The organism is Luteibacter sp. P4_E6, assembly GCF_056401535.1.
Genome location: NZ_JBFUJE010000206.1, coordinates 1 through 6,791 on the forward strand (window position 1 = coordinate 1; position 6,791 = coordinate 6,791).

At 64.5% G+C, this 6,791-nt stretch carries 6 protein-coding genes; all 6 read right to left on the bottom strand.

Annotation, left to right across the window (positions count from 1 at the left end):
• Nucleotides 1–1,004 (bottom strand): type VI secretion system baseplate subunit TssK (tssK, locus tag AC1DT2_RS13095; RefSeq protein WP_477296716.1); only part of this gene is annotated, 1,004 nt, incomplete at its 3' end.
• 11 nt (nucleotides 1,005–1,015) lie between these two features.
• A complete protein-coding gene (gene tagH, locus AC1DT2_RS13100) occupies nucleotides 1,016–2,371 on the bottom strand; it encodes a type VI secretion system-associated FHA domain protein TagH (protein ID WP_477296717.1) in 1,356 nt (451 codons plus the stop codon).
• Nucleotides 2,368–2,904: a DUF6931 family protein gene (locus tag AC1DT2_RS13105; protein ID WP_477296719.1), complete on the bottom strand. Its 537-nt coding sequence runs from the start codon at nucleotides 2,902–2,904 to the stop codon at nucleotides 2,368–2,370. The genes tagH and AC1DT2_RS13105 overlap by 4 nt, the downstream gene beginning before the upstream one ends.
• A gap of 5 nt (nucleotides 2,905–2,909) precedes the next feature.
• Nucleotides 2,910–4,874, bottom strand: a complete 1,965-nt coding sequence (locus AC1DT2_RS13110; protein ID WP_477296720.1) for a type VI secretion system Vgr family protein — start codon at nucleotides 4,872–4,874, stop codon at nucleotides 2,910–2,912.
• Nucleotides 4,875–4,887: 13 nt separating this feature from the next.
• The gene (locus tag AC1DT2_RS13115) at nucleotides 4,888–5,853 is read right to left on the bottom strand and encodes a hypothetical protein (RefSeq protein ID WP_477296721.1); all 966 of its coding nucleotides are present in this window, start codon (nucleotides 5,851–5,853) and stop codon (nucleotides 4,888–4,890) included.
• A 5-nt stretch (nucleotides 5,854–5,858) separates the two neighbouring features.
• Nucleotides 5,859–6,791 (bottom strand): AAA family ATPase (locus tag AC1DT2_RS13120; protein ID WP_477296722.1); only part of this gene is annotated, 933 nt, incomplete at its 5' end.

The window sequence follows — 6,791 nt, forward strand, 5'->3', positions numbered from 1 at the left end:
GTACCGACCCAGACACCGTACTTGCGTTGTTGCAGCGGCACGGGAACGGCCGTCTGCTCCAGCACCGCGCTCAGGCTCAGGCGCAGCGCCGCGATCACCGGCTCGAAGCTTTCGCGCAGGCGGTCATGGCGGTAAGGAGGAAAGGCCTCACTGCGCTTACCGGGCGTGGTGAAGGTCGCCATTTCGCCGGCCAGGCCCAGCAGCAAGCGGTAAAGGTCTTCGGGATGGAGCCATGGCGCCTCAGCCAGATGCGCCACTTGTGGCTGGTAGCGGTTGACCAGTTGCAGCATCAGGAAGTCGGCCAGCTCGGCCGTACTTGTCCGGTCGGTGCCGCCGACGCGACCGGCCAGCGCTTCGCCGCGCTGGTGCAGCAGGCCAAGCAGTTCGGTGAGGAACAAGGTCAGCCTTTCGGAGGCCCGGCAGGCCAGCGCACTGGGCACGAAGCCGTCGTCGAGCACGACGCGCCGGTCGGGGCGGCATTCCACCAGATGAGCGAGCGGAAGTTCGACCAGGCCTTCGCGCGCCTGGGAAGCGGCCGTCATGCGGGTGCTCAGGCCTCCGACTTCGAGCGCCACGATGCCCGGCGTACTGCCCGATGCATCGTTCACTTCCACCTCGCGTACGGCGAAGCGTGCCAGCTGACCCTGGACCTGCGACCCCGGCCAGAGGCTTTCCGCCTGGGACGGCGAGCGCAACGGCAACGTCAGGTAGATGACCTGGTCACGCCAGTTGGTATCGATTTCCAGGGGCGGCGGCAGCGGGTCGCGGTCAGGCATGGAAAACGGCGTGCCGTCGGGAAAAACACCACGCGCGCGGCGGATACCGAGCTTGCCGATCGAAAGCAGGTCGCGTTCGATCTCCAGTTCGTCAAATCCCCATGGATGCGGACGCAAGGTCGCCGCGCGCAGTTCCACGTAGCGTTCGGTGTAGCGATCCTGCTGCTGCATGTGCTGCGGACGAAGGAACAGTCCCTCGCTCCACACCACCTTGTTGAATGCTGTCATGTCGGTTCCGGTCAGCGGCCGTCGCGCTTGGCGCGCGCCAGTTGGTCTTCATAGGCCCGAGCGAACTCGTCACCGAAAAGGCGACGGAATCGTTCTTCGGGATCGGCGGCGAGGCCCTGGAAATGAATACGATAACGCTCCCACGGACCCTTGCCCGTGGCGAAGCCGAAGCGCGAGCGTTGCGGCTGGCCCTCTTCGAAACGCGACGGATCGAATTGCGCGATCAGGTCGTCGAAGGCCGCACGTACGCCCGCCAACAAGGCAACCTGATGCAGGCGGATATCGTCCATTGCGTCGACCACCGCCGCCTCTCCCGAGAGGAAGGCCTCGTTGGGAGCGGCCAGCAAACGTGCCAGTGCCTCAACGCCCGTGGGGGCGAATTTCAGCGGATTGTTTTCCCGACRCTGGATCAACGTCGCCGGCAGGCGGAAACCGTTCTTCAACTCGGCGCGCGCACGCAGCACGTCCATCACACCCTCGAGAACGAGTGTGAACAGGGATTCGATGTTGGCTTGTGCTGCTGGTGCTGGTGCTGGTGCTGGTGCTGGTGCTGGTGCTGGTGCTGGTGCCTGTGATGGTGCCGGAATCGCAGCGTTTTCGGGCAAAGGCAAAGGCACAGGCACGGACTCAGGCTCCCGCGCCGCGGGAACCGCAACATCTATCGCGACAGGCGCCACACTGTCCTGCATCGAAGGCAAGGTGAACAGGCTGCGAGTGCGGTCCCAGTTCTCCGGCAGCACGGACGGCCCACGTCGCGCCATGGCGGCCGGGTCCACGTTCGGCGCATCGAAGCGATCTTCCATCGGCGAGGCATGATTCCAGTGCGCGGACGGTTCGACGTCGGCGATACCGTTTTGAGCCGATGTCAGATCGAAAGGGAACCAGGCCAGTGGGTCCAGCGACACCGCAGCGCTGGCATCGCCGGGAATCAACGACGGCGACGCGCCCTGTGTCTTCGGTGGCTCCTGTTGCGATACACGCAAGGTACGCAACGTATCCTCGCGGCGACGCGGCGCGGTGGCCTCAGCGACCTGCGGTGGCAGCTCCACGCCCACCAGGATCTCGAAGGTATCCAGTTGCAGGCGGTCGCCATCATTGAGCGACACCGGCTCGCCGCCACGCAGCGGCACGCCGTTAAGCAGCATGCCGTTGGTACTGCGGTCCTCGAGGAAGTACAGGCCATTGAGGTGGCGCACGACCGCGTGCTGGCGCGACACGCCCTGGGCCTGCAGCACCCAGTCGCAATGTTCGGCACGGCCGATGCTCAGGTCGTGGCCTTCGACGCGCACCGACGTACGTTCGGACACGTTGCCGGCATGCTCGCCGAGAATCGAAAGTACGAGGCTCGACGCGGTGGATGAGTTCATTTGGAATCCTCCGGTGGAAGCAGTCCCATCGCCGAGGCGACGAGTGCACGGCAGCGCGCATCGAAGTCGGTACAGGTTGACGCCAGGGTGAGCAGTGCGGCCGCGGCCACCACAGCCATGAGTTGGGGAGCGACGGGTGCCACCTCCCTGCCCACGCCGTCGAGCAGGAACCCCTCCGACCACGCGACACTCGCGGCGACCAGCGCGCCGATGCCGACGTAGTGACGCTCGGCGGCGAAGGCGAGCGCGCCGCGACGGCGAGGCTCGCCTCGCTCACGCAACCACGCTTCGGCGACCAGCAAGCCATCCAGGGCATCGTCGTCGAGCGTTTCGCTGCGAACGCATTGGCACAACCAAGGGATGACGTAGCCACGTGGCATCAGGCGAAGGGCCACACGCAACGCGGCACCGGCGTCGCCGTGATCGAGCAGCGCGCGGACGGCCGCACGCTCCGTCATGTCGTCGTGAAGCAGCGCGATGGCGCTCGCTTCCAGACCCATGTCCCGGGCTGCCGAGGTGGTAGTGAGAGGCATGGGAGTCACAGCAGCAGGGGCGGCATGCCTTTCAGCACCGCCGGGCCCAGGGTGGAAGAGAGCATCAAGGCAGCGCCCGAGGTCAYGGCGATGGCCGCTGTGGCGTTAACGGTGACGGTGGCGCCTGCCGTGACGGATACGGCGGCACCGGACGTGAGTGAGGTCGCGCCGCCCGACACCAGGTTGATCGTGGCTGCGCCGTTGAGCGCGAGCCTACTGCCCATGATCTGGATTTCGCCGGTGCTCTTCATCACGATGCGCGCCAGTCCTGTGACTAGTTCGATCTCCTCGCCCGCTTCGATACGCAGGCGGCGACCGACCTTGAGCGTGTCGTCGCGTCCGATGTCATGCGAGCGATCGCGTTTAATGGCTTCGGTTTCGTCGCGATCGATCGTCGAGAAGTGGTCGTTCTCCGCCTCGTGACGCAGGTCGCGCTGCGCGTGGAAGAACAGTTCCTCGGCGCCCTTGCGGTCTTCCAAGCGAATCTCGTTGGCCTCGCCTGCGGCACCCCGCAGGCTGCGACTGATCACGCCACTGCGTGTGCGCTCTTCGGGGAGCGCGTACGGCGGCATGTGTTCCTGGTTGTAGACGCTGCCAAGGATGAGGGGTCGGTCCGGATTGCCTTCGTGGAAACCGACCACGACCTCCTGGCCCACGCGCGGGATAAACTGCGCGCCCCATCGTTTGCCCGCCCAGCCGGAAGCGACACGCACCGGGCAGGACTGGTCCGACTTCGGCCTGGACGGCGGATTCCAGAAGAACGTGACCTGCACGCGTCCGTAGCTGTCCACCTCGATGTCCTCGTCGGTCTGGCCGTGCACCACGGCCGTCTGCACGCCAGAAATGGCGGGACGCGGCGTGACCTGTGCCGAACGAAATGGCTGCCTGCCGCGGATCGCACGGAAGTGGCACGCAAAAGGTGCCTCGTCCTGATCGGGCTCCACGCCACCGCCCTGGTAGTCCACCTCGACCAGGCGCGTCGTCGTCGACACCACGAGGTACTCCTGATTGGCCTCGGCAAGCGGAAAATCCTGTAGGCGGAACAAGCTGCCGGTCGCCAGGCCCACTGCATCGGTAAAGCCCGACGAGGTGGCCTGATCAACGTTCAACGCTTCCACGCGCACCTGGGCGAAACGTTGCCCATCCGCCATCTGCTGGGCATAGCCCACGGATCCATAGGGATAGTCGTAGATGTCCAGGCCCGATATGCCGTGCGCATCCGCACTGTCCGGCAACGGTTCGTTGGCCAGCAACGACGCGCGTGGGCGCTGGTAGTCATAGTCGTCCAGGCTCACCCGGGTCGGATTCACCGTTCGCGCCGTCGTCCAGCCACTGATCGAGGCTTTCATGCGATGGCCGCGCTCGGTCGGCGGCGCATAAGGAATCGTCTCGAAGGTCGGCACCGTGGCATGGGCGCCCAGCGCATCGGCCAACACCATGGTGTGGCTGCCCTTCGCATGGGTAAAGAAGTAATAGATGCCCTCCTGTTCCATCARCCGGCTGATGAAGTCGAAGTAGCTTTCGCGGTACTGCACGCAGTACTCACGCGTTGTGTAGTTCGCCGTCAGGCTCAGCCGGACATCGCCATAACCGAATTCCGAGAGCACCTCGCGCACGATCTGCGGCACGGACTTACCTTTGTAGATGCGGCAGTCGGAAGTCTGCCGCAGCAGCCAGGGCTTGGGCACGACCAGGAAGGTGTACACGGCGTAGCGCACGTTCTCGATCTGCACGAATGCGCCCTGCTCGGCCTCGGCGACGATGCCGTTGTAATAGCGGACATAGCCCTGGGGCGTGGTAACCGTTACCGTCATCGGGGTGCCCAGCAGCACGCGCAGATCCACCGACACATTCTTGCTGACGGCCTCGATGCGGAACGTGGAAAGGCGACCCAGCTCTTCGGTCGCCGTCATGTTGGCGAAGAGCAGGTCGTTTCCGACCGAGGATGCGAGCGTGATGGCGTGTGCCAAGGCAAAGTCTCCGTCAGGTCAGCGGCGATTGGAACGTGGTGCAGCCATCCAGGCCACCGCTCGCCACGTCGGCGCCGACACCGTCCGCATGGCGCAGGCGATTCGCGTTGGTCCCGACCAGATGGTGGACAGCCCAGCCGGTGCCTGCTTCATCGCAGGCCACACCGAAGCTCACGTAGCTATTTTCCTCGCCGCCACCTTTCTGCACGACGCCATGAACGATCTGGAAACTGTGCAGCGTGTACTTCTCGGTACTGACGAAGACGATGCCGTCGATCAGGCCAAACGCATTGACTTGCTGGAGAATCCGGTTCTGCCTGTCGATGGACTGTTTGGCGAAGTGACGCGAAACCGCCTCGTAAGTCTGCGTGAACTCCGCTTGCCGGCGACGCACTTCGGCCCTGAACTTCTCCGCGGAGTCCTTCTCCAGCAAGCTACTGGCGGGCGCGGCATTGCCGAAGAAACCGACATGGTCCTCCCCGAAGACATTGGCCGGGTCGGCACGGATCTCCGCCATGCGCTTTCCCGCACGGTCGCCCCGTTTGCTGTCTGACACATGCTTGAAGAGAAATCCCCTGGAGAAACCCTCGGTCACCTCCGCCGCATCCGCTTCGTGATAGTGATTGCACGCAGGATAAGGCGATCGGGCCATGTTGATGCCCATCGCCAGCGCTGAGTGCAGCGCCCGGCGAAAGCTGGCCTCATGCTTGGTACTTCCGGTAGGGCTGGTGAAGGGACGCGTCGTTGCCGCGATCGACAGCGCGCGGGCGTTCGCCACGTTGGCGGCGGTGACGAGCACCGACCCGTTGCGCAGATCGATCGAACGCTCGAAGCGCGTGATTAAGTCGCGCAGGGTTGAATTGTCGCGGGCCACGATGTCGCCGGCGTTCGCGCTCTCCCAGCGCTTCAGGAGCGCGAAGTTCAGGACCAATCCATTGACGGGATCGACTTCGTTCTGGAGAAAAGGTATGAGGTGCACGTTTCTTACTCCGTCAGTTCAGGCAGGTCGCTGGTCAGCTCGAAGCGGTAGGAGAACCCATCCTGTGCAGCGTCGACGACGACGCGCTCCACCGGGTCGCCCTGGATCGTCCGCATGAGAAGTTCACGACTGATCGCCGGGAGCATCGTGTTGGTCAGGATCGCGTCGATCATGCGGCCGCCGCTCTCGCTCTCGGTACAGCGGCTGACGACGAGCGACATGGCCGCGTCAGTGCATTCGAACGGTACGCGGTAGCGATCTTCCACACGCTGTTTGATGCGTCGCAGTTGCAGCCGCACGATCTCGCCGAGCATCCGTTGGCTCAGCGGGTAGTAAGGCACGGCGACCAGGCGGCCGAGCAACGCCGGTGGAAAGATCTCCAGCAGGGGCGCGCGCAGGGCGGCCGCCATCGCTTCGACCGCCGGTGTATGTGCGGGATCGGCGCAGAGGCGTTCGATCGTCTCGGTGCCCGCATTGGTGGTGAGCAGGATGAGCGTGTTGCGGAAGTCGATGCGCCGCCCTTCCCCATCCTCCATGACGCCTTTGTCGAACACCTGAAAGAAGATCTCGTGGACATCCGGGTGGGCTTTCTCCACCTCGTCCAGCAGCACCACCGAATAGGGACGACGACGTACCGCCTCGGTAAGCACGCCGCCCTCTCCGTAACCGACGTACCCGGGCGGCGCACCCTTGAGCGTGGAGACGGTATGCGCCTCCTGGAACTCGCTCATGTTGATGGTGATGAGGTTGTGCTCGCCGCCGTAGAGCGTCTCGGCCAGCGCCAGCGCCGTTTCGGTCTTGCCCACGCCCGACGTACCGGCGAGCATGAAGACGCCGATGGGTTTGTTGGGATTGTCGAGCCCGGCACGCGAGGTCTGCACGCGTTTGGCGATCATTTCCATGGCATGGTCCTGCCCGATCACTCGCTGGCTCAACAA